Source organism: Streptococcus sp. ST14 (assembly GCF_046098195.1).
Lineage (GTDB): Bacteria > Bacillota > Bacilli > Lactobacillales > Streptococcaceae > Streptococcus.
Genome location: NZ_JBJUSF010000007.1, coordinates 1 through 25,306 on the forward strand (window position 1 = coordinate 1; position 25,306 = coordinate 25,306).

The 25,306-nt window shown below is 41.7% G+C and carries 22 protein-coding genes; 17 read left to right on the forward strand and 5 right to left on the reverse strand.

Translation table 11 applies throughout. The features are described from left to right. Window positions 1-148 precede the first annotated feature (148 nt). The 9 genes from ACIY19_RS03605 to ACIY19_RS03645 all read left to right on the forward strand — a co-directional run bounded on the left by ACIY19_RS03605 (window position 149) and on the right by ACIY19_RS03645 (window position 9,385). Window positions 149-1,609 carry an aminotransferase class I/II-fold pyridoxal phosphate-dependent enzyme gene (locus ACIY19_RS03605; RefSeq protein WP_409002701.1) on the forward strand — a complete coding sequence of 487 codons (1,461 nt, stop codon included), beginning with the start codon at window positions 149-151 and terminating at the stop codon, window positions 1,607-1,609. Then, window positions 1,610-2,470: a polyamine aminopropyltransferase gene (gene speE, locus ACIY19_RS03610; protein ID WP_409002702.1), complete on the forward strand. Its 861-nt coding sequence runs from the start codon at window positions 1,610-1,612 to the stop codon at window positions 2,468-2,470. Then, window positions 2,467-3,726 carry a saccharopine dehydrogenase family protein gene (locus ACIY19_RS03615; RefSeq protein ID WP_409002703.1) on the forward strand — a complete coding sequence of 420 codons (1,260 nt, stop codon included), beginning with the start codon at window positions 2,467-2,469 and terminating at the stop codon, window positions 3,724-3,726. The genes speE and ACIY19_RS03615 overlap by 4 nt, the downstream gene beginning before the upstream one ends. Next, the gene (nspC, locus tag ACIY19_RS03620; RefSeq protein WP_409002704.1) at window positions 3,726-4,853 is read left to right on the forward strand and encodes a carboxynorspermidine decarboxylase; all 1,128 of its coding nucleotides are present in this window, start codon (window positions 3,726-3,728) and stop codon (window positions 4,851-4,853) included. The genes ACIY19_RS03615 and nspC overlap by 1 nt, the downstream gene beginning before the upstream one ends. Next, complete coding sequence (gene aguA, locus ACIY19_RS03625) at window positions 4,850-5,935, forward strand: agmatine deiminase (protein ID WP_409002743.1); 1,086 nt, start codon at window positions 4,850-4,852, stop codon at window positions 5,933-5,935. The genes nspC and aguA overlap by 4 nt, the downstream gene beginning before the upstream one ends. Before the next feature lie 9 nt (window positions 5,936-5,944). Continuing rightward, on the forward strand, window positions 5,945-6,820 hold the full coding sequence (gene aguB / locus ACIY19_RS03630; RefSeq protein WP_409002705.1) for an N-carbamoylputrescine amidase: 876 nt from the start codon (window positions 5,945-5,947) through the stop codon (window positions 6,818-6,820). 144 nt (window positions 6,821-6,964) lie between these two features. Further along, a complete protein-coding gene (locus tag ACIY19_RS03635; RefSeq protein WP_409002706.1) occupies window positions 6,965-7,702 on the forward strand; it encodes a TraX family protein in 738 nt (245 codons plus the stop codon). Window positions 7,703-7,808: 106 nt separating this feature from the next. Further along, complete coding sequence (locus ACIY19_RS03640; RefSeq protein WP_215804674.1) at window positions 7,809-8,510, forward strand: response regulator transcription factor; 702 nt, start codon at window positions 7,809-7,811, stop codon at window positions 8,508-8,510. Beyond that, complete coding sequence (locus tag ACIY19_RS03645) at window positions 8,507-9,385, forward strand: sensor histidine kinase (RefSeq protein ID WP_409002707.1); 879 nt, start codon at window positions 8,507-8,509, stop codon at window positions 9,383-9,385. The genes ACIY19_RS03640 and ACIY19_RS03645 overlap by 4 nt, the downstream gene beginning before the upstream one ends. 39 nt (window positions 9,386-9,424) lie before the next feature. On the opposite strand, the gene ACIY19_RS03650 is transcribed toward ACIY19_RS03645, so the two are convergent. The 3 genes from ACIY19_RS03650 to ACIY19_RS03660 all read right to left on the reverse strand — a co-directional run bounded on the left by ACIY19_RS03650 (window position 9,425) and on the right by ACIY19_RS03660 (window position 12,046). After that, complete coding sequence (locus tag ACIY19_RS03650) at window positions 9,425-10,177, reverse strand: hypothetical protein (protein WP_409002708.1); 753 nt, start codon at window positions 10,175-10,177, stop codon at window positions 9,425-9,427. A gap of 10 nt (window positions 10,178-10,187) precedes the next feature. Continuing rightward, window positions 10,188-11,096: an ABC transporter ATP-binding protein gene (locus ACIY19_RS03655; protein WP_409002709.1), complete on the reverse strand. Its 909-nt coding sequence runs from the start codon at window positions 11,094-11,096 to the stop codon at window positions 10,188-10,190. Between the two features lie 140 nt (window positions 11,097-11,236). After that, on the reverse strand, window positions 11,237-12,046 hold the full coding sequence (locus tag ACIY19_RS03660) for a Cof-type HAD-IIB family hydrolase (RefSeq protein WP_409002710.1): 810 nt from the start codon (window positions 12,044-12,046) through the stop codon (window positions 11,237-11,239). Between the two features lie 146 nt (window positions 12,047-12,192). Between ACIY19_RS03660 and ACIY19_RS03665 the strand changes: the two genes are divergently transcribed. The 5 genes from ACIY19_RS03665 to ACIY19_RS03685 all read left to right on the forward strand — a co-directional run bounded on the left by ACIY19_RS03665 (window position 12,193) and on the right by ACIY19_RS03685 (window position 21,294). After that, window positions 12,193-12,654 carry a MarR family winged helix-turn-helix transcriptional regulator gene (locus ACIY19_RS03665; protein ID WP_409002711.1) on the forward strand — a complete coding sequence of 154 codons (462 nt, stop codon included), beginning with the start codon at window positions 12,193-12,195 and terminating at the stop codon, window positions 12,652-12,654. Further along, window positions 12,647-13,066, forward strand: a complete 420-nt coding sequence (locus ACIY19_RS03670; RefSeq protein WP_409002712.1) for an EVE domain-containing protein — start codon at window positions 12,647-12,649, stop codon at window positions 13,064-13,066. Before ACIY19_RS03665 ends, ACIY19_RS03670 begins: the two co-directional genes overlap by 8 nt. A gap of 106 nt (window positions 13,067-13,172) precedes the next feature. Next, complete coding sequence (gene rexB, locus ACIY19_RS03675; RefSeq protein WP_409002713.1) at window positions 13,173-16,448, forward strand: ATP-dependent nuclease subunit B; 3,276 nt, start codon at window positions 13,173-13,175, stop codon at window positions 16,446-16,448. Further along, window positions 16,445-20,098: a helicase-exonuclease AddAB subunit AddA gene (addA, locus tag ACIY19_RS03680; RefSeq protein WP_409002714.1), complete on the forward strand. Its 3,654-nt coding sequence runs from the start codon at window positions 16,445-16,447 to the stop codon at window positions 20,096-20,098. The genes rexB and addA overlap by 4 nt, the downstream gene beginning before the upstream one ends. Before the next feature lie 17 nt (window positions 20,099-20,115). Beyond that, complete coding sequence (locus ACIY19_RS03685; RefSeq protein WP_409002715.1) at window positions 20,116-21,294, forward strand: hypothetical protein; 1,179 nt, start codon at window positions 20,116-20,118, stop codon at window positions 21,292-21,294. Between the two features lie 33 nt (window positions 21,295-21,327). Here ACIY19_RS03685 and ACIY19_RS03690 read toward each other — a convergent pair whose 3' ends face one another. Further along, window positions 21,328-21,684: a type II toxin-antitoxin system PemK/MazF family toxin gene (locus tag ACIY19_RS03690; RefSeq protein ID WP_061427366.1), complete on the reverse strand. Its 357-nt coding sequence runs from the start codon at window positions 21,682-21,684 to the stop codon at window positions 21,328-21,330. Beyond that, window positions 21,668-21,883: a type II toxin-antitoxin system PemI/MazE family antitoxin gene (mazE, locus tag ACIY19_RS03695; protein ID WP_001098942.1), complete on the reverse strand. Its 216-nt coding sequence runs from the start codon at window positions 21,881-21,883 to the stop codon at window positions 21,668-21,670. The genes ACIY19_RS03690 and mazE overlap by 17 nt, the downstream gene beginning before the upstream one ends. Before the next feature lie 214 nt (window positions 21,884-22,097). Between mazE and ylqF the strand changes: the two genes are divergently transcribed. The 3 genes from ylqF to ACIY19_RS03710 are packed head-to-tail and all read left to right on the forward strand — an operon-like array spanning window position 22,098 to window position 25,278. After that, window positions 22,098-22,949: a ribosome biogenesis GTPase YlqF gene (gene ylqF / locus ACIY19_RS03700; protein WP_000201310.1), complete on the forward strand. Its 852-nt coding sequence runs from the start codon at window positions 22,098-22,100 to the stop codon at window positions 22,947-22,949. Further along, the gene (locus tag ACIY19_RS03705) at window positions 22,936-23,715 is read left to right on the forward strand and encodes a ribonuclease HII (RefSeq protein WP_409002716.1); all 780 of its coding nucleotides are present in this window, start codon (window positions 22,936-22,938) and stop codon (window positions 23,713-23,715) included. The genes ylqF and ACIY19_RS03705 overlap by 14 nt, the downstream gene beginning before the upstream one ends. A gap of 12 nt (window positions 23,716-23,727) precedes the next feature. Beyond that, window positions 23,728-25,278, forward strand: coding sequence for a chloride channel protein (locus ACIY19_RS03710; protein ID WP_409002717.1), 1,551 nt, complete (start codon window positions 23,728-23,730; stop codon window positions 25,276-25,278). Window positions 25,279-25,306: the final 28 nt, after the last annotated feature.

Consider the following 25,306-nt stretch of genomic DNA (forward strand, 5'->3'; position numbering starts at 1 on the left):
ATGGGACTTTTTTTCTATACAAAAATAGGCTCCATAATATCTATAGAGGATTTACCCACTACAAATATTATAGAGCCTTTTTTCATAAGTCAACCTTTGGTCGCCCTCATCATTTTGAGGAGCTAAAAATACGGTAAAGGAGTATGTCTTGAAAAAGTTAGATCAAAATCAGGCCCCTATTTATGAAGGTCTGATAAAGCTAAGAAAGAAACGGATTGTTCCCTTTGATGTACCAGGTCACAAACGCGGACGGGGAAATCCAGAACTTGTTGAATTGTTGGGAGAAAAATGTGTTGGCATTGATGTCAATTCGATGAAACCCTTGGATAATTTAGGCCATCCCATTTCGATTATTCGAGACGCAGAGGAGCTGGCTGCGGATGCTTTTGGAGCAGCGCATGCCTTTCTCATGATCGGTGGAACAACTTCATCTGTTCAAACCATGATTCTTTCCACCTGCAAGGCAGGAGATAAGATTATTCTGCCACGTAATGTCCATAAATCTGCTATCAATGCGCTGGTGCTATGTGGCGCCATTCCCATCTATATCGAGATGAGTGTAGATCCTAAAATCGGCATCGCTTTAGGTCTTGAAAATGACCGTGTTGCGCAGGCAATTAAGGAGCATTCAGATGCCAAGGCCATTTTGATTAACAATCCTACTTACTATGGAATTTGTTCAGATCTCAAGGGTTTAACAGAAATGGCTCATGAAGCTGGCATGTTTGTTTTAGTGGATGAAGCCCATGGAGCTCATCTACATTTCACAGATAAATTGCCACTATCTGCTATGGACGCTGGAGCGGATATGGCGGCGGTTTCTATGCATAAGTCTGGTGGGAGTTTGACCCAGAGCTCCATCCTTCTTATCGGGGAGCAGATGAATTCTGAGTACGTTCGTCAGATCATTAACCTGACCCAGTCTACATCTGCCTCTTACCTACTTATGTCTAGTTTGGATATTTCTCGTCGCAACTTAGCCCTTCGTGGCAAAGAGTCTTTTGAGAAAGTCATTGAACTATCTGAGTATGCTCGTCGTGAAATCAATGCTATCGGTGGTTATTATGCCTACTCAAAAGAGCTCATAGACGGTGTGTCCGTTTGTGATTTTGACGTGACCAAGCTGTCAGTTTACACTCAGGGAATTGGGCTAACAGGAATAGAGGTTTATGATCTCTTGCGAGATGAATACGATATTCAGATTGAATTCGGGGATATTGGCAATATCTTGGCTTATATTTCCATCGGTGACCGCATCCAAGACATCGAACGTTTGGTCGGTGCATTGGCGGATATCAAGAGACTCTACTCAAGAGATGGAAAAGATTTGATTGCTGGAGAATATATCCAGCCCGAGTTGGTGCTGTCTCCACAAGAAGCCTTCTATTCAGAAAGAAAAAGTTTAACCTTGGATGATTCTGTTGGACAAGTCTGTGGGGAATTTGTCATGTGCTATCCTCCAGGGATTCCAATCCTAGCACCAGGTGAACGCATTACACGAGAAATTGTAGACTATATCCAATTTGCCAAGGAACGTGGTTGTTCCCTCCAAGGAACGGAAGATCCAGAGGTCAATCACATCAATGTCATTGAAAGAAAGGAGAACTAGATGGATTTATGGTTTTCTGAAGTTCATACTCCAGATGTGAAATTATCCTTGAGAACAGCCAAGCAACTCTACGCTGGAAAAAGTGAATGGCAGGATATCGAAGTATTAGATACGCCAGCTTTTGGGAAAATATTAATCTTAAATGGCCATGTCTTGTTTTCAGATGCAGATGATTTTGTATACAATGAAATGACCGTCCACGTTCCCATGGCTGTCCACCCAAATCCCAAGAAAGTCTTGGTTATTGGGGGTGGCGACGGCGGTGTTGCCCAAGTTTTGACACTGTATCCAGAATTGGAACAAATCGATATTGTGGAACCGGATGAGATGTTGGTTGAAGTCTGTCGTGAGTATTTCCCAGATTTTGCTGCAGGGCTAGATGATCCTCGTGTTACCATTTACTACCAAAATGGGCTACGCTTTTTGAGAAACTGTGAGGATGATTACGATATCATTATTAACGATGCGACGGATCCATTTGGACATACGGAAGGGCTCTTTACCAAGGAATTTTACGGGAACAGTTACAGAGCTCTCAAAGAAGACGGCATCATGATCTATCAGCATGGCAGTCCCTTCTTTGACGAGGATGAGTCAGCTTGCCGAAGCATGCACCGCAAGGTCGATCAAGCCTTTCCAATCAGCCGAGTTTATCAGGCACATATCCCAACCAGTCCTGCTGGCTATTGGTTGTTTGGATTTGCATCGAAAAAATATCACCCTGTTAAAGATTTTGACAAGGAAGGCTGGAAAAAACGCCAGCTTTTCACAGAATACTACACTGCAAACTTACACGTGGGAGCCTTTATGTTGCCCAAGTATGTTGAGGACATTTTAGAAGAAGAGGAAGGAAAAAAATGAGTCGTTTATTAGTTATTGGATGTGGGGGCGTTGCCCAAGTTGCTATTTCAAAGATTTGCCTAGATAGCGAAACTTTTACAGAGATTATGATTGCTAGCCGTACCAAGTCAAAATGTGATGACTTGAAGGCTAAACTGGAAGGTAAAACAAGTACTAAGATTGAGACGGCTGCTCTTGATGCTGACAATGTAGAAGAGGTCATTGCCTTGATTGAAAGCTACAAGCCAGAAGCCGTTTTAAACGTAGCTTTACCATACCAAGACTTGACCATTATGGATGCTTGTTTAGCGACTGGAGTTCACTATATCGACACAGCTAACTACGAGGCAGAGGATACAGAAGATCCTGAGTGGCGTGCCATCTACGAAAAACGCTGCAAGGAACTTGGTTTTACAGCTTACTTTGACTACTCATGGCAATGGGCTTATCAGGAAAAATTTAAAGAAGCAGGCTTGACCGCTCTGCTTGGATCTGGTTTTGACCCAGGTGTGACCAGCGTCTTTTCTGCTTACGCCCTTAAACACTATTTTGATGAAATCCACTATATCGACATTTTAGACTGTAATGGTGGGGACCACGGTTATCCATTTGCAACAAACTTTAACCCAGAAATCAATCTCCGCGAGGTTTCTGCGCCAGGTTCTTACTGGGAAGATGGAAAATGGGTCGAAGTTGAAGCTATGTCTATCAAGCGTGAGTATGATTTCCCTCAAGTTGGACAAAAAGACATGTATCTTCTTCACCATGAAGAAATCGAATCATTGGCCAAAAACATTCCTGGAGTCAAACGTATTCGTTTCTTTATGACTTTTGGTCAATCTTATCTAACGCATATGAAATGCTTGGAAAACGTTGGTCTCCTTCGTACAGATGCTATTAACTTTAATGGACGAGACATTGTGCCGATTCAATTCTTAAAAGCCTTGCTTCCTGATCCTGCCAGCCTTGGCCCACGCACTGTTGGAAAAACCAATATCGGCTGTATCTTTACAGGTGTCAAAGACGGTGTTGAAAAGACCATCTATATCTACAATGTTTGCGACCATCAGGAATGTTACGCAGAAGTTGGTTCACAAGCCATTTCTTACACGACTGGTGTTCCAGCCATGATTGGGACAAAATTAGTGATGAATGGTACTTGGAAACAACCTGGGGTTTATAATCTTGAAGAATTGGATCCAGATCCATTTATTGAAGCTTTGAATGAGTATGGCTTGCCTTGGGTTGTGGTTGAAAATCCGCAAATGGTGGACTAATGAAGTTAGAACAAGTACCAACACCAGCCTACGTCATTGACTTAGCCAAACTAGAGGAAAATTGCCGGATTTTACAGCAAGTTCAGGAAGAAGCGGGCTGCAAGGTTTTACTTGCTCAGAAGGCTTATTCCCTCTACAAAACCTATCCCTTGATTAGTCAGTATCTGTCAGGTACGACGGCTAGTGGTCTCTATGAGGCTAAGTTAGCTAGAGAAGAGTTCCCAGGGGAAGTCCATGTATTTGCACCTGCTTTCAAGGATGCAGACTTGGAGGAATTGCTGGAGATAACGGACCATATCGTCTTCAATTCGGAGAGACAGTTGCGGAAACATGGGGCTCGTTGCCGAGAGGCTGGTATTAGTGTTGGTTTGCGTCTCAACCCACAGTGTTCAACTCAAGGAGATCACGCGCTCTACGATCCTTGTGCACCTGGATCTCGTTTTGGAGTTAGCCTAGACAAGGTACCGAGTGATTTGCTGGACTTAGTGGATGGGCTTCATTTTCATACCCTTTGTGAGCAAGGGGCGGATGATTTAGAGACAACTTTGAAAGCTGTAGAAGCTCAGTTTGGTCCTTATTTACATGAGGTCAAATGGCTCAATATGGGTGGTGGCCACCATATTACAAGAGAAGACTACGATGTGGATTTGCTGATTTCTGAAATCAAGCGTATCCGAGATACTTACAATCTTGAAGTCTATATCGAGCCGGGTGAAGCTATTGCGCTCAATGCGGGTTATCTAGCAACTGAAGTATTGGACATTGTCGAAAACGGTATGGATATTTTGGTTTTAGATGCCTCTGCAACCTGCCATATGCCAGATGTACTTGAAATGCCCTATCGTCCACCTTTGAGAAATGGTTTTGAACCGCAGGAAAAAGCCCATACCTATAGACTTTCTTCCAATACCTGTCTGACGGGTGATGTGATTGGTGATTATAGTTTTGAAAATCCAGTCCAAATCGGTGATAGACTTTACTTTGAAGACATGGCAATCTACTCCTTTGTCAAAAATAATACCTTTAACGGTATTGGCTTGCCAAGTCTCTATCTCATGGACGAGCAAGGTGACTGCAGCTTAGTCAAAACCTTCGGCTATCAAGACTTTAAAGGGAGATTATCATAATGGACAGTCCAAAGAAATTAGGCTATTGTATGCCAGCAGAATATGAACCCCATCATGGTACCCTCATGATCTGGCCGACTCGACCAGGTTCATGGCCCTTTCAAGGTAAGGCTGCAAAAAGAGCATTTACTCAGATTATCAAGACCATAGCAGAAGGGGAAAGGGTTTACCTTTTGGTGGAGCAAGATTATCTATCTGAAGCCCAGTCCTATCTAGGAGACAAGGTTGTTTATTTAGATATCCCTACAAACGATGCCTGGGCGCGTGATACGGGTCCGACTATTCTTGTCAATGATAAAAGAGAAAAATTGGCAGTCGATTGGTCTTTCAATGCCTGGGGTGGTACAGTCGATGGTCTTTATCAAGATTATGAAGAGGATGACCAAGTAGCTAGTCGTTTTGCTGAGGCCTTGGAAATGCCTGTCTATGATGCTAAACCTTTTGTACTGGAAGGCGGAGCAATCCATAGCGATGGTCAAGGAACCATTCTTGTGACTGAAAGTTGCCTTCTAAGCACTGGTCGCAATCCTCATCTCAGTAAAGAGGAAATCGAGAATACCTTATTAGAGTGCCTTGGCGCTGAAAAAGTTATCTGGCTGCCTTATGGTATTTATCAGGACGAAACCAATGAACACGTTGACAATGTTGCCGCTTTCGTTGGTCCTGCAGAGCTTGTCTTGGCTTGGACAGATGATCAAAATGATCCTCAATATGCCATGTCTGCAGCTGACCTTGAGCTTTTAGAAAAAGAAACAGATGCAAAAGGTCGTCACTTCACCATTCATAAATTGCCAATCCCAGCGCTTCATCAAGTTGTAACCGAAGAGGATTTGCCAGGCTATATCTATGAAGAAGGTGAAGAAGAGCGTTATGCAGGTGAACGTCTTGCAGCTTCCTATGTCAATTTCTATATTGCCAACAAGTCTGTCTTGGTTCCCCAGTTTGAGGATGTCAATGACCAAGTGGCCCTAGATATCCTCAACAAGTGTTTCCCAAACCGTAAGGTCGTAGGAATTCCAGCCAGAGATATTCTCTTAGGTGGTGGCAATATTCACTGTATCACCCAACAAATCCCAGAATAGGAGAAAAAGATGAGAAATGTAAGAGTTGCAGCGATCCAGATGCAATGCGACAAGGATGTGGCAACGAATATCCAAACAGCGGAACGTTTAGTTCGCCAAGCTGCAAAACAAGGCGCACAAATTATTCTCTTACCCGAGTTGTTTGAACGTCCATACTTTTGTCAAGAACGCCAGTATGACTACTACCAGCATGCCCAGTCGGTGACAGACAATACAGCTATTCAGCATTTTAAAACCATTGCAAAGGAGCTAAAGGTCGTTTTACCAATCAGTTTCTATGAAAAAGATGGCAATGTCTTGTATAACTCTATTGCCGTTATTGATGCAGATGGGGAAGTGCTGGGTGTTTATCGAAAGACCCACATACCAGATGATCATTATTATCAAGAAAAGTTTTATTTTACGCCTGGCAACACTGGTTTCAAGGTCTGGGATACTCGCTATGCCAAGATTGGTATCGGTATCTGTTGGGATCAATGGTTCCCTGAAACAGCGCGCTGTCTTGCGTTAAATGGAGCAGAGTTACTCTTTTATCCAACAGCAATCGGTTCAGAACCAATTTTGGATACAGACAGTTGTGGTCACTGGCAACGTACTATGCAAGGGCACGCAGCAGCTAATATTGTCCCAGTCATTGCAGTCAATCGTTACGGTTTGGAAGAAGTCACTCCTAGTGAGGAAAATGGTGGACAAAGTTCCAGTCTTGACTTCTACGGTTCCTCCTTTATGACAGATGAAACAGGAGCTATTCTAGAGCAAGCTGAAAGACAAGGTGAAGCTGTTCTGTTAGCCACTTATGACCTTGATAAGGGAGCAAGCGAACGCCTCAACTGGGGACTGTTTCGTGATAGAAGACCAGAAATGTACAAACGAATTACGGACTAGAAGGTATCTTTCATAATAAATTTTTGATATTCACGCCTGTCTTACAAAAATGTAAGATAGGCTTTTTAAATGTAAGATAGGTGTACGATTATACGTGGAAATGTATGCTATACTCTATGTAGATCAAAAAGAAAGAGGTTTATTATGAGAAAATGGAATGCGACGCAGTTGAAGTACCTGATGGCGGCAGTAATGGTTCTAGACCATATCCCGCATATTACCGGGATCGTTTCTCCTCTGTGGGAAGGTATTTTTCACGCTATGACCCGTTGTGTGGGAGTTTGGTTTGCCTATATGGCTATGGAAGGCTTCATCCATACTCGAAATTTGAAAAACTACCTCATCCGCCTCTGGTCTTGGGCGCTGATCATGTTTGCTGGAAATAGCCTCCTCAATGCCCTATTTGCATCCAAAGGAGTAATGGTCACTAATAATATTTTCTTTACTTTGGCCATCGGTGTTACCATGCTTTGGATTGGTTTTCCCAGAAAAGAGCTGGATAAAAAAGAGAAGTTGTGGCGTCGGATTGGGCTTGCTGGTCTCTTGATTTTCGGTTGTCTTTTTACTGAGGGTGGTATCACCATGCTACCATTTCTCTTGATTAGTTACTCTTGTCGAAATCGCAAAGGCTTGCGAAATCTCCTCTATGCCTTTCTGTGGGCCTTCTTGTTAGTGACTTCCATCCAAATTTACGACACTTGGCACCAAACACTGGAAATGATGCTTTTCAATTCTGACTGGCTCTTTATCACCGTATTTCCTTTTACGGCCTTGTATAATGGACAGCGAGGAAAAGAAACCAGTTGGAGTAAATATTTCTTTTATATTTTCTACCCAGCTCATCTATGGATTATAACCTTGATTGCTTATTTGGTTAAGTAGATTCAATATTCATTAGCTCCTTCTTGCTTAAAATGTGAGAGGAGCTTTTCTGTATCTGGAATTCCCAACAAAACATGTTATAATAGTTTTAGAAAGGACGAGGTTTATGGCGAGCATACTTGTAATTGAAGATAATAATGAAATCCAGGAAATCTTAAGAACCCTTCTTGCAGAGGAACACGAGGTGATTCAAGCATTTTCAGGCACAGAAGGTATCATGCAGTTTGATAAAGGTGGCATTGATCTCGTTTTGCTAGATATCATGCTTCCTGGGAAAAATGGTGACCAAGTCTTGCAAGCTATTCGACAAACGAGTCAGACTCCGGTCATCATGCTTACTGCTTTAGGTGATAAAAAGCTCATCAGCCAATATCTCTTAGATGGTGCCAATGATTATGTAGTAAAACCTTTTGATTTGGACGAAGTCTTTGCCAGAGTCACCGTGCAATTACGCCAAAGTGGGGAACATCAGTCAGGAAATAGAAGAGAAATTGATAACTTCGTACAAAACTTTAAAAATATCCAGTTCGATGCGGATAGTTTTGAAATAAGTAACGCAACTGAAACCATTCGCCTTGCAAAGAAAGAGTGTCAGATTCTCCAAATGTTGCTCCAGTATCCTAAAAAGATCTTCACCAAAGAAGAACTCTATGAATTGATTTGGGAAGAAAGTTACCTGCCTGGAGACAATACGCTCAACACTCATCTAAGCAATCTCCGTAAAAAACTGCATCAACTGGATCCAAATCACGAGTACATCGAAACCATTTGGGGAGTTGGTGTTCGATTAAAAGGAGACAAGCAATGATGTATATTTTGATATCTATATTGCTCCTCATTAACATCATTTTGGTGATTTCTTTGATTCGCTATCATCTAGCAGTTAGAGATTTAAGCAGACAAATCGAAGAAAAGATTCGCTCTGGTAGCATGAGAAGGATTGGTGTAAACTTCTTTTCAAAGACCGTTTTGCGTCTACATAACCAAATTGAGAATCTATTTCAAGAAGTGGAGCAAAATCTGCTAATCATGAAGCGTGAAAAACGCACCCTAGATATGGCAATCAGTAACATTGCTCATGATATTCGGACACCTTTGACAATCGCTTCCGGATATACTCAGCAACTGATAAAAAATCCTGAACCTAACCCAGAAACTTTAAACAAAATAGCCCATCACCTTGATTTGGTTTCCAAACGTTTGGAAGCTCTCCTCGAATATCGTCATTTGATGGAAGGAGCAGTCAAACTGAAACTGGAAGAACTTGATTTATCAACTTTTATAACGAAGAAGACTTTAGCCTATTATGACATTTTTCAATCTTCTCATATTGTTCTTGATTTTAACGTTGAACCAGGATTGAAAACGACGACTGATGTGGACTTTCTGGATAGAATTTTACAAAACCTCCTTGGAAATGTTCTCAAGCACGGCAAGGAGCAAGCTCGGCTTTCTTTGAAAAAGGAAGAAAATAGGCTTGTTTTGGAAATTGGTAATCTTGTTAAAAAACCAATCAAGAATATAGACAATCTCAGCAATCGTTTTTATTCTGAAAATCTATCAGACACAGAAGAATCCTCTGGTTTAGGTCTCTATATTACCGAGGAATTGGTTCATCTTCTTGGAGCGGAGATGAAACTAAGCACAGATGGGCAGTGGTTTTCGGTTTTCATTTATTTTTAACGAAAAGAAACCTCCTCTGTAGGCTAGAGGAGGTCCTTTTTATAAGCTTTTCTTCTTGAAAATAGTCAGTCCACTGAAAGAGAAGAAAAGTATGACCGTTACGCAAACCGTGATGGTATAGAGAATAGCTTGACTATTAGTAGTCATAGCATAGGCAAAATCTAGAATTAAATATCGTAGAATTTCAATGTCTGGGAAAACAAGCATTGGCATAGAAAGGACGATAGAGCTAATCAGATAACCAATAAATACGGCAAGATAAGAATGAGTTAGGTAGAGAATAAAGGAAACAATCGAAAGCCAAGCGAGAAGGCAGAGAAATTGAAGGGAAATCGTCAAGAGGAGATTGGCAATAAAACCATCAGGCATTGTACCAAGTCCGTTTAGTAGAGTCGCGGGAATAAAGGCAATCACAAGACTGGTGATGAGTTGTAAGAGAGCGATACTTGCTAGTACAAAGGATTTAGCAAGGAAAAACTCTGTACGAGAAACGCCAACAGTCAAACTATTTTTATATAGTTTGCCGATTAGGTCGACCCCAAGAACGAGGCAGGTTAGGATGATGCAGAGAAAAACGAGGTTTGAACCATTGCTGGACGCGTTGATTAGAGCTTCTATCCCATTCCAACCATGGGTTGGAGTCTCTGGTGGTGTTGTATTTACTGACATTAAATGTCCTGTAGCCCCGATAGTGGCACCCATTAGCAAGAGAACAAAGAGAATGAATTCTGTAATCCAGAATCCTTTGGAGCGGAAAAGACGGTAAAAATCTGCTTGAATGGTATGTATCATGATTTTTCTCCTATTCTACCAATTGTGTGAAGTATTCTTCTAGGTTTTGACGGGCAAAGTATATCTCATCAATAGCAACATCGGACAAAGTTAGTTGCTTAAGAATCTGTTTGACATCTTGTTCATTACCAAAGATATGGATTTCATTGTCAGGATTGACAACCTTAAACTGGAGCTTGATTTGTTCTTTCAATACCTGACAAGCTCTTTCTTTGTCGCTTGTTTTAAGCACAATATAATCCTCACTCAGTGTTTCAAATTCAGCTTTACTGATTTCACGGATAATCTTACCTTGATCCAGAATACCAAAGCGATTAGCTAAGAGATAGAGTTCTGACAAGATATGGCTAGAGATGAGGATAGTTATTCCTTTTTCTTGATTGAGCCGCTGGATCATAAGACGAAATTCTTTGATTCCAATTGGGTCGAGACCGTTAATAGGTTCATCAAGGATCAGGAAGTCGGGTTTTGATAGGAGGGCAATGGCAATGCCAAGCCTTTGTTTCATTCCTAGTGAGAAATCACGAAAGACTTTTTTCCCTGTATCTGACAAGCCAACATAGTCCAAGGTCTCCTGAATCACCTTATCAGCATTTGGAATATGGCGAATCATACAATAATATTTCAGATTTTGATAAGCTGTTAAATGATTATGGGCTACAGGTGATTCGATAACTGAACCCACGCGAGATAGAGCTTTGGTCCACTCATTTTCCGATTGACTAGAAAAGAGGGAAACAGTTCCTTTATCCGCAAACAATAGTTGTGTAATGATTTTGATAAGAGTAGTTTTACCTGCTCCATTTTTTCCAATTAGACCATAAATATCTCCCTCTTTTATGGTTAGACTAAGATCTTGAAGAATAGCTTGTTGGCCGAATCGTTTGGTCAGTCCATGAATTTCGAGTACTGTTTTCATGATTTTCTCCTTTAGATTTATTTTTCTAACTTTAGTATAAGCTATAGAAATCAAAGAAAGCTCAAGTATTTCTAAAGAGTTTCTAAAGTTTTAGAAATTCTTAAATATCAAAACCCAGTTGACACGAACTGGGCTTCTTCTTATAAAATATACTTCTCAATGGCACGCGCGACACCGTCTTTATCGTTGCTGGCTGTAACGTCATTAGCAAGGGACTTGACATAATCGCTAGCATTTCCCATTGCAATGCCAAGTCCTGCAAACTGGAGCATTTCGATATCGTTATTGGCATCGCCCATGGCCATAATTTCTGAGGGCTCGATCTTCAAAATCGCTGCCAGTTGAGAAAGAGCAGTAGCCTTTGTCGTCCCAAGTGGCATGGCTTCATAAATGACAGGCTGCGAACGAACGCCGCTAAATCGTTGGCAGAGTTCTGTCGCAAAACGCTGCTCAAAATCGTCTGTTTGTTCTTTTGTTCCTAAAAACATACCTTGGAACATCCGATATTTGCCACTAGTAGCTTCCTTAAGGGAGATTTCAGTCAGGTCTGAAAAGACTAACTTGGCATCATTTTGAACGATTTGATTAGGCTTGCCACCGAGTACAAAATAATGTTCCTCATTAAAAAGGGTCAACTGGACGTCGCTTTTTTCTGCTAAGTCATAGAGGTATTCAATGTCAGCTGGACTGAGTTCTTGCCAGTCAACTAGACCCCAGTCACTGGTCTGGTGAGTTGAACAACCATTATTGACAATGACGTACTCATTCTGGAGGTCCAGTCCTAGTTTTTTATAGTAGGGAAGGACACCGAAAAGCGGGCGACCTGTACAGAGAACCAGTTTGACACCTTTTTCAATGGCTTGGTGAATGGCAGTTATGTGGGCTTGCGGGATTTCCTTGGCTTCGTTAAGGAGGGTTCCGTCCATATCCAAGGCTAGTAGTTTAATCATAAGACTTCCTTTTCTAGGTGTTTTGCTTTTATTATAGCATATAGACTATAAAATGTCTGACAGAATTGTAAAATTCGGCTTTCCTTTTCTTGAAAAACAAAATAAATTCTTATATAATAAGCATACTTAATATTTTAGGAGAAAAAATGTCAAAGTATCACTTTAATTCAATTTACAAGAATGATGAAACAGAGTCTACAGGTCTTCTTTTCATTAAAGTTTACAACAAATTGGAAAGCAATTTAAAAAGAGTTTTGAAATCGGTTGACCTCACTTTGCCTCAATTTATCGTTTTGACTTCGCTTTTGTTTCTGTCTAATAGAGAGGAATATGTAACGCAGGTTGATATTGCTCGGTTCTCTGGTATGGATGTCATGACGGTTTCCCAGATTGTTAGACTACTGGAGAAGAAAGACTACATTAAACGCGATCAACATCCAAAGGATAGTCGGGCAAAACTAGTCTCAGTGACGAAATCTGGCGCGGAGAAGGTCAATCAAGCTTTACCCTTAGTAGAAGGGGTTGATGAAGAATTTTTTGAAAAACTATCTAATGATAGAGAAGTTTTTAATCGCATGTTAGTAGAGTTGGAGGATAAAAATGCCTAGATATTGGGTCGGAGTTGTTTCGAAGAACCATGTTTTAAGAGGAGTTGAAGGGAATTTTTGCCAGGTCTGTCATGGAAAGGGCGGCCCCTTAAATCGTATGAAAAAAGGTGACTACTTTTTATACTATAGTCCCAAATACGATATGAATGGTCATGATAAGTTACAGGCTTTTGTGGCCGTAGGTAAAATTATAGACGAAAAGGCCTATCAAGTAGAGCAGTTCGAAGGATTCTTTCCCTTTAGACGAAATGTCGAGTATTATCAACCAGTCAAAGATTGTTCCATAGAAATAGCCAGACAACATCCTGAATGGAAAGACTATACTTCTCGACTTCGTTATGGACATTTTGAAGTTTCCAAAGACTTTTTTCTCTATATCTTTCAGCATATGAAAGTTGATGATGAAGCATGATTGATTTGCTAATTAAATGATTGTCAACTAAAATTTTGGATTTGGACTGTGAAGCGAACTTTGCTATAATAGAGTAAGAAACTTTGATAAAGCAAACGAGGCTGAGATGAAATTACTTTATACTGATATTCGGACTTCTTTGACTGAAATTTTAACGAGAGAGGCAGAAGAGCTGGTTGCTGCTGGCAAGCGGGTTTTCTACATCGCCCCCAACTCTCTTTCTTTTGAAAAGGAACGCGCCGTGCTGGAATGCTTGTCCCAGCAGGCTTCTTTTGCGATTACCGTCACGCGTTTTGCTCAGATGGCTCGTTACCTGGTTTTAAATGATTTGCCAGCTAAGACGAGTCTAGATGACATCGGGCTTGGAATGGCTTTTTATAAATGTCTTGCGGAACTGGATCCCAAAGACTTACGTGTGTATGGTGCAATTAAGCAGGATCCTCAATTTATCCAGCAGTTGATTGAACTTTATCATGAGATGATGACTGCTCAGATGAACTTTTTAGACCTGGAAAGTTTAACAGATGAAGATAAGCGAGTAGACTTACTCTTGATTTTTGAGCAAGTGACTGCCTATCTCAATCAAGGTCAGTTGGCTCAGGGAAGTCAGTTGTCCCATTTGATTGAGGCTATTGAGAATGATAAGGTAAGTAGTGATTTCAGTCAGATTGCCTTGGTTATTGATGGATTTACCCGTTTTTCAGCTGAGGAAGAGCGTGTAGTGGATCTACTTCATGGCAAGGGTGTTGAGATTGTTATTGGGGCCTATGCAAGCAAGAAGGCTTATACCAGTCCGTTCACTGAAGGGAATCTCTACCAAGCCAGTGTGGAATTTCTTCATCATTTGGGGGCAAAATACCAAACACCTGCTCAGGAACGTTCTCAGACTCATGAGAAAATGGATAGTTTTGATAAGACCTCTCGTTTGCTGGAGTCTTCTTATGATTTCTCAGAACTTACCTTGGATATCAATGAGAAGGACCGTGAAAATCTGCAAATTTGGTCTTGTTTGACACAAAAGGAAGAGTTGGAGTTGGTGGCTCGCGCTATTCGTCAGAAATTACATGACCATCCAGAACTGAGTTACAAGAATTTTCGCATTCTCTTAGGGGATGTGGCTTCTTACCAGTTATCGCTGAAAACCATTTTTGACCAGTATCAGATTCCTTTCTATCTTGGTAGAAGTGAATCCATGGCTCATCATCCTTTGACTCAGTATGTGGAGTCTATTTTACGTTTGAAACGTTACCGTTTCCGTCAGGAGGATTTGATTAATCTTCTCAGAACTGGTCTGTATACTGACCTTAGCCAAGCGGATATTGATGCTTTTGAACAATATCTCCGCTATCTTGGCATCAATGGCTTGCCAGCTTTTCAGCAGACCTTCACCAAATCCCACCATGGAAAATTCGATTTGGAACGTTTGAATGCTATTCGTCTGCGCGTTTTGGCGCCACTTGAAACCTTATTTGCCAGTCGGAAGCAAAAGACTGAAAATCTCTTGCAAAAGTGGAATACTTTTCTAAAAAATGCTGCTTTAAGCAAGCAGATGCAAGAATTGACAGCTACTATGGAAACTCTAGAACAGGAAAGACAAGCCGAAGTTTGGAAGGCTTTCTGCCATGTTTTAGAACAATTTGCGACGGTTTTTGCTGGTTCACAGGTTAGTTTAGAGGATTTCCTAGCCTTGCTCCATTCTGGAATGAGCTTATCCCAGTATCGTACCATTCCAGCAACTGTTGACACCGTTCTGGTGCAGAGTTACGATTTGATTGCGCCCTTAACGGCTGATTTTGTCTATGCCATTGGGCTGACTCAGGATCATTTACCAAAAATTGCGCAAAACACCAGCCTGTTAACAGACGAAGAAAGACAAAGCCTAAACCAAGCGACTGAAGAGGGAGCACAATTACTGATTGCAAGTAGCGAAAATCTCAAGAAAAATCGCTATACCATGCTTTCATTAGTCAATGCTGCTCGCAAACAGTTGGTGTTGTCAGCACCAAGTCTCCTCAATGAAAATGAGAGTAAAGAATCGGCCTATCTTCAGGAACTGGTGAGTTTGGGATTTAGCAGAAGAGAAAAGAAAATGAACCATAAAAATCTTAGCAAAGAAGATATGGGTTCTTATCACAGTCTCTTGTCCAGTCTCGTTGCCTATCACCAGCAGGGCGAGACGAGTGATAGGGAGCAAGATTTAACTTTTGTTAAGGTTTTGGCGCGTGTGATGGGGAAAAAACTAGATCAAAAAGGTCTTACAAATCCAGCCCTCCCAACCAGTCCAAGCAGCAAGCCATTAGAGAAAGAGACCTTGCAGGCTCTCTACCCTGTTGACAAAGAGTTTTACCTGTCTACATCTGGTTTGACGGAGTTTTACCGCAATGAATACAGTTATTTCCTCCGTTATGTCCTTGGTTTGCAGGAAGAATTGCGCCTGCGCCCAGATGCTCGCAGTCACGGGAATTTTTTACACCGTATTTTTGAACGTGCCTTGAAACTACCTGCTGAAAATCCATTTGACCAACGCTTGGAACAAGCTATTCAAGAAACCAGCCAAGAACGCGAATTTGAAGCTATTTATCAGGAAAGTTTGGAAGCCCAGTTTACAAAAGAAATTCTACTTGATGTTGCGCGAACTACGGGCCACATCCTTCGTCATAATCCAGCCATTGAAACCATTCAAGAGGAGGCAACATTTGGCGGTAAGGACCAGGCCTTTATTCAGTTGGATAATGGTCGCAGTGTCCATGTGCGAGGCAAGGTTGACCGAATTGATCGCCTGAAAGCTGATGGAGCGCTAGGGGTGGTGGACTACAAGTCTAGTCTGACTCAGTTCCAGTTTCCTCATTTCTTCAATGGGCTCAATTCCCAACTGCCAACCTATCTTGCTGCCCTAAAAAGAGAAGGGGAGCAGAACTTTTTCGGTGCCATGTACTTGGTAATGGCTGAACCTGTCCAATCTTTATTATCTGTTAAAAGTTTGTCTGGAGCAGTAGCAGAAGCCAGCAAGTCTATGAAATACCAAGGGCTCTTTTTAGAAAAAGAAAGCAGTCACTTGGGCGAATTTTACAACAAAAACAAGGCCAATCAGCTGACAGACGAGGAGTTCCAGTTCCTACTAGACTATAATGCCCATCTTTACAAGAAGGCTGCTGAAAAGATTTTAGAAGGCCAGTTTGCCATCAATCCATATACAGAGAACGGCAGAAGTATTGCCCCATACGTTCAGCAACATCAAGCCATCACTGGATTTGAAGCTAATTATCACTTAGGACAAGCCCGTTTCCTTGAGAAATTAGAGTTGGCTGACGGCAAGCGTCTGGTCGGAGAAAAACTCAAGCAAGCTTGGTTTGAGAAAATGAGAGAGGAGTTGAATCGATGAAGCCCATTTCCTTTTTAACGGAGGAAGAAATTCAAAAACTGCAAGAAGCAGAAGCGAGTTCGAGCAAGGAACAGAAGAAAACTGCCGAGCAAATTGAAGCCATTTATACGGCAGGGCAAAATATCCTTGTTTCAGCGTCTGCTGGTTCAGGGAAGACCTTTGTTATGGCAGAGCGTATTCTGGACCAATTAGCACGTGGCGTGGAAATCAGCCAACTCTTTATCTCGACCTTTACCGTCAAGGCTGCTACTGAACTCAAAGAGCGCTTGGAGAAAAAAATCAGCCAACAAATCCAAGAAACCGATGATGTTGATCTCAAACAACACTTGGGACGTCAATTGGCAGATCTACCAAACGCTGCCATTGGAACCATGGACTCTTTCACACAAAAATTCCTTGGCAAACATGGCTATCTGATTGATATCGCACCGAACTTCCGTATTTTGCAAAATGAAAGTGAACAGTTAATTTTAAAAAACGAAGTTTTTCATCAGGTTTTTGAAGAGCATTACCAAGGTGAGAATAAAGAGAAATTTAGCCGTTTGGTGAAGAACTTTGCTGGACGTGGCAAGGATGAACGAGGTCTGCGCCAGCAAGTCTACAAAATCTATGATTTCCTTCAATCCACCAGCAGTCCCCAAAAATGGCTGAACGAGTCTTTTCTCAAAGGGTTTGAAAAAGCTGACTTTGCAAATGAAAAAGAGAAACTGACCGAGCAAATCAAACAAGCGCTTTGGGACTTGGAAAGTTTCTTCCGTTATCATCTGGATAACGATGCCAAGGAGTTTCCAAAAGCTGCCTATTTAGAAGTTGTTCAACAGGTTCTGGAAGAAGTTGACTCTCTAAATCAAGAGTCCGATAGCCAGGCTTATCAAGCTGTGCTTGCGCGTATTGTCGCCATCTCTAAGGAAAAAAATGGTCGAGCTCTGGCTAACTCCAGTCGTAAGGCCGATTTGAAACCACTGGCTGATGCCTATAACGATGAGAGAAAGGTCCAGTTTGCTAAACTAGGACAACTGTCAGACCAGATAACCATTCTCGACTATCAAGAGCGTTATCATGAAGATACCTGGGATCTAGCTAAAACCTTCCAAACCTTTATGAGTGATTTTGTGGAGGCTTATCGTGAACGCAAACACCAGGAAAATGCCTTTGAATTCGCTGATATTAGTCATTACACCATTGAGATTTTAGAGAATTTCCCACAAGTTCGCGAGACTTATCAAGAGAGATTCCATGAAGTCATGGTCGATGAGTATCAGGATACCAACCACATTCAAGAACGGATGCTGGAATTGCTGTCGAATGGTCACAATCGCTTTATGGTGGGAGATATCAAGCAGTCCATCTACCGTTTCCGTCAGGCAGATCCCCAGATTTTCAATGAAAAATTCCAACGCTATGCGCAAAATCCTCAAGAAGGAAAGCTGATTTTGCTCAAGGAAAATTTCCGTAGTAGTTCAGAAGTTCTGTCAGCAACCAATGATGTTTTTGGACGCCTTATGGACCAGGAGGTCGGCGAAATCAACTACGATAGCATGCACCAGCTTGTTTTTGCCAATACCAAACTAACTCCCAATCCAGAAAATAAGGCAGAATTTCTCCTCTACGACAAGAACGATAGTGGGCAAGAGGAAGAAGAAAGCCAAGCAGAAACGAAACTCACTGGGGAAATGCGCCTGGTCATCAAGGAAATCTTAAAGCTTCATCAGGAAAAAGGTGTTACCTTTAAAGAAATAGCCCTTTTGACTTCCAGCCGCAGTCGTAATGACCAGATTCTTCTTGCCCTGTCTGAGTACGGGATACCTGTCAAAACCGACGGTGAGCAAAACAATTATCTCCAATCCCTAGAAGTGCAAGTCATGCTGGATACGCTTCGTGTCATTCACAATCCCCTGCAAGACTATGCCTTAGTTGCTCTGATGAAGTCTCCAATGTTTGGTTTTGATGAGGACGAGTTGGCACGTTTATCCCTCCAGAAAGCAGAGAATAAAATCCAAGAAAATCTCTATGAGAAACTGGTCAATGCTCAAAAACTGGCAACAAGTCAGAAAAACTTGATTCATACAGCTCTAGCTGAAAAACTCAATCAATTCATGGATATTTTGGATTCTTGGCGCTTATATGCCAAAACCCACTCTCTCTATGACTTGATTTGGAAGATTTACAACGACCGTTTTTATTATGACTATGTTGGGGCTTTGCCAAACGGACCTGCTAGACAGGCCAATCTCTACGCCCTAGCTCTGCGAGCAGATCAGTTTGAAAAGAGTAATTTCAAGGGCTTGTCTCGTTTTATTCGTATGATTGATCAGGTTTTGGAAGCCCAGCATGATCTCGCAAGCGTAGCCGTCGCACCGCCTAAAGATGCCGTGGAACTTATGACCATTCACAAGAGCAAAGGACTGGAGTTTCCTTATGTCTTTATCCTCAATATGGATCAGGACTTCAACAAGCAAGACTCGATGTCAGAAGTTATTCTCAGTCGTCAAAATGGGCTTGGTGTCAAATACATTGCCAAAGTGGAAACAGGAGCAGTGGAAGCACACTATCCTAAAACCATCAAACTCTCTATTCCTAGCTTAACTTATACGCAGAATGAGAAAGAACTGCAACTGGCTAGCTATTCAGAGCAGATGCGTCTGCTATATGTTGCCATGACGCGAGCTGAGAAAAAACTCTATCTTGTCGGCAAGGGTTCTCGTGAAAAGCTAGAAGCCAAGGAATATCCAGCAGCAAACAATGGAAAATTAGATGGCAATACCAGACTGCAAGCAAGAAATTTCCAAGATTGGGTCTGGGCTATCAGTAAAGTATTTACCAAGGACAATCTCAACTTTAGCTATCGTTTTGTTGGTGAAGACCAGTTGACTAGAGAAGCTATCGGAGAATTGGAAAACAAGAGCCCTCTCCAAGATAGCTCTCAAGCAGACAATCGCCAGTCAGAAACTATCAAAGAAGCTTTGGAAATGCTAAAAGAAGTAGAAGTCTATAATACGCTTCACCGTGCAGCTATTGAACTCCCTAGTGTCCAAACTCCAAGCCAAATCAAGAAATTCTACGAACCAGTAATGGATATGGAAGGGGTACAAATTGCTAACCAAACCAAATCACCAGAGAAGCCAATCAGCTTTGATTTACCAGATTTTTCAACTAAAGAAAAGGTAACAGGAGCAGAAATTGGTAGTGCAACCCACGAACTCATGCAGAGAATGGACCTTGGTCAGCAACCAACACTTGCTAGCCTGAAAGATACTCTTAAACAAGTTCAAACTAGTCCAGCTGTTAGAGACAAGATCAATCTTTCTAAAATCCTAGCCTTCTTTGATACGTCACTCGGTCAAGAAATTCTCGCCAATACAAATCATCTCTATCGCGAGCAACCTTTCTCCATGCTCAAACGCGACCAAAAGAGTCAGGAAGACTTTGTTGTTCGTGGAATCTTGGATGGCTATCTTCTTTATAAGGATCGTATCGTTCTTTTCGACTACAAAACAGACCATTACGATGAACCAAGTCAACTCATAGACCGCTATCGTGGTCAGTTAGCCTTATACGGAGAAGCTTTATCACGAGCCTATTCGATTGAAAACATTGAAAAATACTTGATTTTGCTCGGCAAAGATGAGGTTCAAGTTGTAAAAGTATAACCTAGAAAGGAGACCTCATGACACTTCCAGTTAGAAAATCCCTGCACGATGCGGTTTTACAGGCTTCAAAAGCCGATACTTGGGATCAAGCTACCAAGGAATGGAATGAAGTTTCCTTGATTTTTAATGGCATTGGCCGTAGTAATTGTGTTTGCGGGAATGCCATAAAATACGCCTACGAACTCTTTAATGGTGTCACAGGCCAACGCCTCTTTCCAATCGGTAGTGACTGCGTCCGTCATTTTCATCGTATTATCCTCGATCAGCAACTGGAAGAGGAAGACAAGCTTCTCAGAAAACTTGAAAACCTAACCAGAAAGGCTCAGAAAAAGGAAAAAATCAAGGTCAATAAAAGCGACTTTGACGAACGACTTTTAAAATGGTTTTGGGAAAAAGGTGTTTTCAAAGCCAATCGTGGCAATCATTTTGCGCCTGAGAGAGACTATCAGCTCTTCCTAGAGGTCTTTCAAGGCGGAAGTTGGACCAAGGCAGAGCCAAAGAAGAAGGCTCGTATGGAAGAAGTGCTGGAAAAGTGTATCAAACCTTTTCTACTTGGTAAGACCGATGAACAACTCTACCTTGTCAAACTAGGCAAGGAGAAAATCGACTACGAGCAGCATCTACGGATTCAAGCAGAGAAAGAACGCAAGAAAAGAGATAAAATCGCCAAGCAATACGCTGACAACCTCATTCTTGCCATGGGACCTGCAGAACGAGCCTATCAAGATTACTTTGGCTTTACAGAAACCTTGACCCAAGAAGAACGAAAATGGGAAAAAATCCTCTTTGGAAAAAATAGAGACGAACGGGCTATCAAGGTTAAACAAAACCAAAAGGAGTTGGAAAAGGATCAGCGAATTGCAAATCAAGATCCTATTGAACGAAAGCAGAAGCAGACTTGGCTTCTTAATTCTTATTTTCGGGATTTACCTGATGAAAAAGCTAGATTTTCTCGACTCTTATTAGAATTTCGAAAAAGTGGAGAAGTACCCTTTTCAGATGATTACTTATCTGAGCATCTCATCGACTTTTTCTACAAGATGAAAGCATTTGAGTTTGAAATTGCACCAGAACAAGTCTGCGATTTTCTAAAAGAATGCCTTCAGGCAGAGCATCTATCATCTGCACAAGAAAGCTGGATTAGAGGAATTCTTCTCAATTGCCTTCACCCGTTTTTAGATAGGTTACTCATATAGAAAAAATCCTACCTTGTCTATGCATGGTAGGATTTATGTATCTCCAAAGATGTACTGGTAAAGTTGGACGACTTTCTGAAAACATTGTGTGTCCATTCTTGTTATTTTTTGAGCATTACGCATCCGAAAATCAAAGGTATACAGTTGAAATGGATTGACAGCGCCATCTACCTTGTCCGACGAGACAGGAACGAGCAAGCCTTTTTCTGCCAAACGATGTTGGCCATGAGTGATAGGACAGACAGCCACAAATCCAGTTTGCAAGGCATATTCTCTCCTAGAAACTACCAAGGCAGGTCGCCTTTTCTGAATCTCCCGACCGACTGATGGATCAAAGTCCAGCCAAATGATATCCTGCTTTTCAGGAATATAGTCAGATTTCGCTATCAAGTGATCTTACCCCTTCAAAATCATTTGTCATTCTCAAATCAGTAATCCCATCAAAAGGATCTTTCAGTTTTGGAGCTAAGACAATGACTCCGTCAATCCCTTTGTAGACGACCATTTCTTGACCTTCTGTCATCCCCAAATTTTTAGGAATGGTCACAGTGAGCGAATTCCCCACCTTCCGAGTCTTTACTGTATTCATTGCTCTACCTCCACGAATTAGTATACACTAAGTATATACCTGAAAACAAAAAAAGTCAAGTAAATCGTTACTGGCATCAAGGATGTTTCGGACCAATACTATTTGTCATTTATTGTGGTCAAAGCCTGTGCAAAAGTTCCTCATTTATGATAGAATAGGTAGTAAGAAAGAAAACGTTTTTATCACGTTTTTTTAGTCGGAAGGGGAAATGTTTATGGCTACTATTCAATGGTTTCCGGGCCACATGTCTAAGGCTCGGCGGCAAGTTCAGGAGAATCTAAAGTTTGTTGATTTTGTAACGATTTTGGTGGATGCTCGGCTACCTTTATCTAGTCAAAATCCTATGTTAACCAAGATTGTGGGTGATAAACCAAAGCTTTTGATTTTGAATAAGGCAGATCTTGCTGACCCCGCAATGACCAAAGAATGGCGTCAGTATTTTGAATCACAGGGAATCCAAACTCTGGCTATCAACTCCAAAGAGCAAGTAACTGTAAAAGTTGTGACGGATGCAGCTAAAAAACTCATGGCTGATAAAATTGCACGCCAGAAAGAACGCGGTATCAAGATCGAAACCTTGCGGACCATGATTATAGGAATTCCAAATGCCGGTAAGTCAACTCTCATGAACCGTTTGGCTGGGAAAAAGATTGCAGTTGTCGGCAATAAACCAGGTGTTACCAAAGGACAACAATGGCTCAAAACCAATAAAGACCTTGAAATCCTAGACACACCAGGGATTCTTTGGCCTAAGTTCGAAGACGAAACCGTCGCTTTGAAACTAGCCCTAACAGGGGCAATTAAAGACCAGTTGCTTCCTATGGATGAGGTGACCATTTTTGGTCTCAATTATTTCAAAAAACATTATCCAGAAAAGCTAGCTGAACGCTTCAAACAAATGAAGATAGAAGAAGAAGCACCTGTTATCATCATGGATATGACCCGTGCCCTTGGTTTCCGAGACGACTACGACCGCTTTTACAGCCTCTTCGTCAAGGAAGTCCGTGATGGAAAACTCGGTAACTACACCTTAGATACATTGGACGACATCGATGACGACGATTAAAGAAATCAAAGAACTTCTTGCCACTGTCAAAGAATTAGACAATCCTCTTTTTCTTGAACTGGAAAAGGATAGTCGTTCTGGAGTTCAAAAGGAAATCAACAAGCGTAAAAAAGCCATTCAGGCTGAACTGGATGAAGACCTTCGCCTAGAAACTATGCTTTCCTATGAAAAAGAACTGTATAAGCAAGGATTGACCTTAGTAGCAGGTGTTGACGAGGTCGGCCGTGGTCCTCTGGCTGGACCTGTAGTCGCTGCAGCCGTTATCTTGCCCAAAAATTGTAAGATTAAAGGCCTCAACGATAGCAAAAAAATCCCTAAAAAGAAACATCTGGAAATTTATCAAGCCGTTCAAGACCAAGCTTTATCAATCGGGATTGGTATCATGGATAATCAGGTCATCGACCAAGTCAATATCTATGAAGCTACCAAACTAGCCATGAAGGAAGCAATCTCCCAGCTCAGTCCGAAACCTGAGCACCTCTTGATAGATGCCATGAAACTGGATTTGTCGATTCCCCAAACAGCAATCATCAAAGGAGATGCCAACTCTCTCTCAATCGCAGCTGCATCTATAGTAGCCAAGGTGACACGGGATGAATTGATGAAGGAATATGATCAGCAATATCCTGGATATGATTTTACAGCTAATGCAGGTTATGGAACAGCTAAACACCTAAAAGGACTAGAAAAACTAGGTGTCACCCCAATTCACCGAACCAGTTTTGAACCAGTCAAAACACTGGTTTCAACTAAGAAAGACAAGTAAGAGGAAATGATTATGGAGGAACAGTCAGAAACACTCAGTTCCAAGAAAGAATTTGCCTTTGCCTCAAGCACCATATTATCCCAAGTTGGCCGAGGAATTATTGTTGGCCTCGTCGTCGGGCTAATCGTCGGATCTTTTCGTTTCTTAATCGAAAAGGGCTTCCACCTGCTACAAGGACTCTATCAAGATCAAGCGCACCTAGTGCGCAATCTTTTTATCATTGGTCTATTTTATGTAATAGTTTGCTGGCTTAGTGCGAAACTAACTCGGTCAGAAAAAGATATCAAGGGTTCAGGAATTCCTCAAGTCGAAGCCGAACTAAAGGGACTCATGACTCTTAACTGGTGGAGTGTTCTCTGGAAGAAATATGTATTGGGGATTCTTGCTATTGCCAGTGGGCTCATGCTAGGTCGAGAAGGGCCAAGTATTCAACTTGGAGCAGTTGGTGGTAAAGGCATCGCCAAGTGGCTCAAATCCAGTCCAGTAGAGGAACGTTCCCTGATTGCCAGTGGAGCTGCTGCAGGTTTAGCCGCTGCCTTTAATGCACCGATTGCAGGCCTCCTCTTTGTTGTAGAAGAAGTCTATCACCATTTTTCACGTTTTTTCTGGGTCTCGACTCTAGCAGCCAGTCTCGTAGCAAACTTTGTTTCTCTGCTCATATTTGGCCTAACACCCGTACTGGATATGCCAGACAACATTCCTCTCATGACCCTAGACCAGTATTGGATTTACCTCCTTATGGGAGTTTTTCTCGGGCTTTCTGGTTTTCTCTATGAGAAAGCTGTACTCAATGTTGGTCGAATTTATGACTGGATTGGTCAAAAAATCCATTTGGATAAAGCTTATTATCCAATCCTAGTCTTTATCCTTATCATACCAGTCGGGATTTTCTTGCCACAAATTCTCGGTGGTGGAAATCAGGTCGTTCTTTCCTTGACTGAGCAAAATTTTAGTTTTCAAGTTCTATTAGCTTACTTTTTGATTCGCTTTGTTTGGAGCATGATTAGCTATGGAAGTGGCCTCCCAGGAGGAATTTTCCTACCCATTTTGGCGCTCGGTTCCTTACTTGGTGCCCTAGTTGGTGTCATTTGTGTCAATCTTGGGCTTGTCAGTCAGGAACAATTCCCTATATTTGTCATTCTGGGAATGAGTGGCTACTTTGGGGCAATTTCCAAGGCTCCCTTAACTGCCATGATCCTCGTAACTGAGATGGTTGGGGATATTCGCAACCTCATGCCACTGGGCTTAGTGACCTTAGTCGCCTACATCGTCATGGATCTGCTCAAGGGAGCACCAGTCTATGAGGCCATGCTCGAAAAAATGCTACCAGAAGAAGCAACAGACGAAGGAGAAGTCACCCTCATAGAAATCCCTGTGTCTGACAAAATCGCTGGAAAACAGGTTCACGAGCTCAACTTGCCACATAACGTACTCATCACCACCCAAGTCCATAATGGCAAAAGCCAAACCGTTAACGGCTCAACTAGAATGTATCTGGGTGATATGATTCACTTGGTGATTCCAAAAAGTGAAATTGGAAAAGTCAAAGATTTGTTGTTATAAGTTCCGTTTACATAATTTATTTTACGTA

Bases quoted from the DNA above. Each gene is read 5' to 3' on its own strand.
- ACIY19_RS03635 (WP_409002706.1), top strand. From the start codon at position 6,965: ATGAGAAAATGGAATGCGACGCAGTTGAAGTACCTGATGGCGGCAGTA.
- nspC (WP_409002704.1), top strand. From the start codon at position 3,726: ATGAAGTTAGAACAAGTACCAACACCAGCCTACGTCATTGACTTAGCC.
- ACIY19_RS03615 (WP_409002703.1), top strand. From the start codon at position 2,467: ATGAGTCGTTTATTAGTTATTGGATGTGGGGGCGTTGCCCAAGTTGCT.
- ACIY19_RS03645 (WP_409002707.1), top strand. From the start codon at position 8,507: ATGATGTATATTTTGATATCTATATTGCTCCTCATTAACATCATTTTG.
- ACIY19_RS03710 (WP_409002717.1), top strand. From the start codon at position 23,728: ATGGAGGAACAGTCAGAAACACTCAGTTCCAAGAAAGAATTTGCCTTT.
- ACIY19_RS03655 (WP_409002709.1), bottom strand. From the start codon at position 11,096: ATGAAAACAGTACTCGAAATTCATGGACTGACCAAACGATTCGGCCAA.
- rexB (WP_409002713.1), top strand. From the start codon at position 13,173: ATGAAATTACTTTATACTGATATTCGGACTTCTTTGACTGAAATTTTA.
- ACIY19_RS03665 (WP_409002711.1), top strand. From the start codon at position 12,193: ATGTCAAAGTATCACTTTAATTCAATTTACAAGAATGATGAAACAGAG.
- ACIY19_RS03640 (WP_215804674.1), top strand. From the start codon at position 7,809: ATGGCGAGCATACTTGTAATTGAAGATAATAATGAAATCCAGGAAATC.
- ACIY19_RS03650 (WP_409002708.1), bottom strand. From the start codon at position 10,177: ATGATACATACCATTCAAGCAGATTTTTACCGTCTTTTCCGCTCCAAA.
- ylqF (WP_000201310.1), top strand. From the start codon at position 22,098: ATGGCTACTATTCAATGGTTTCCGGGCCACATGTCTAAGGCTCGGCGG.
- ACIY19_RS03685 (WP_409002715.1), top strand. From the start codon at position 20,116: ATGACACTTCCAGTTAGAAAATCCCTGCACGATGCGGTTTTACAGGCT.
- ACIY19_RS03670 (WP_409002712.1), top strand. From the start codon at position 12,647: ATGCCTAGATATTGGGTCGGAGTTGTTTCGAAGAACCATGTTTTAAGA.
- ACIY19_RS03705 (WP_409002716.1), top strand. From the start codon at position 22,936: ATGACGACGATTAAAGAAATCAAAGAACTTCTTGCCACTGTCAAAGAA.
- speE (WP_409002702.1), top strand. From the start codon at position 1,610: ATGGATTTATGGTTTTCTGAAGTTCATACTCCAGATGTGAAATTATCC.
- addA (WP_409002714.1), top strand. From the start codon at position 16,445: ATGAAGCCCATTTCCTTTTTAACGGAGGAAGAAATTCAAAAACTGCAA.
- aguB (WP_409002705.1), top strand. From the start codon at position 5,945: ATGAGAAATGTAAGAGTTGCAGCGATCCAGATGCAATGCGACAAGGAT.
- mazE (WP_001098942.1), bottom strand. From the start codon at position 21,883: ATGAATACAGTAAAGACTCGGAAGGTGGGGAATTCGCTCACTGTGACC.
- ACIY19_RS03660 (WP_409002710.1), bottom strand. From the start codon at position 12,046: ATGATTAAACTACTAGCCTTGGATATGGACGGAACCCTCCTTAACGAA.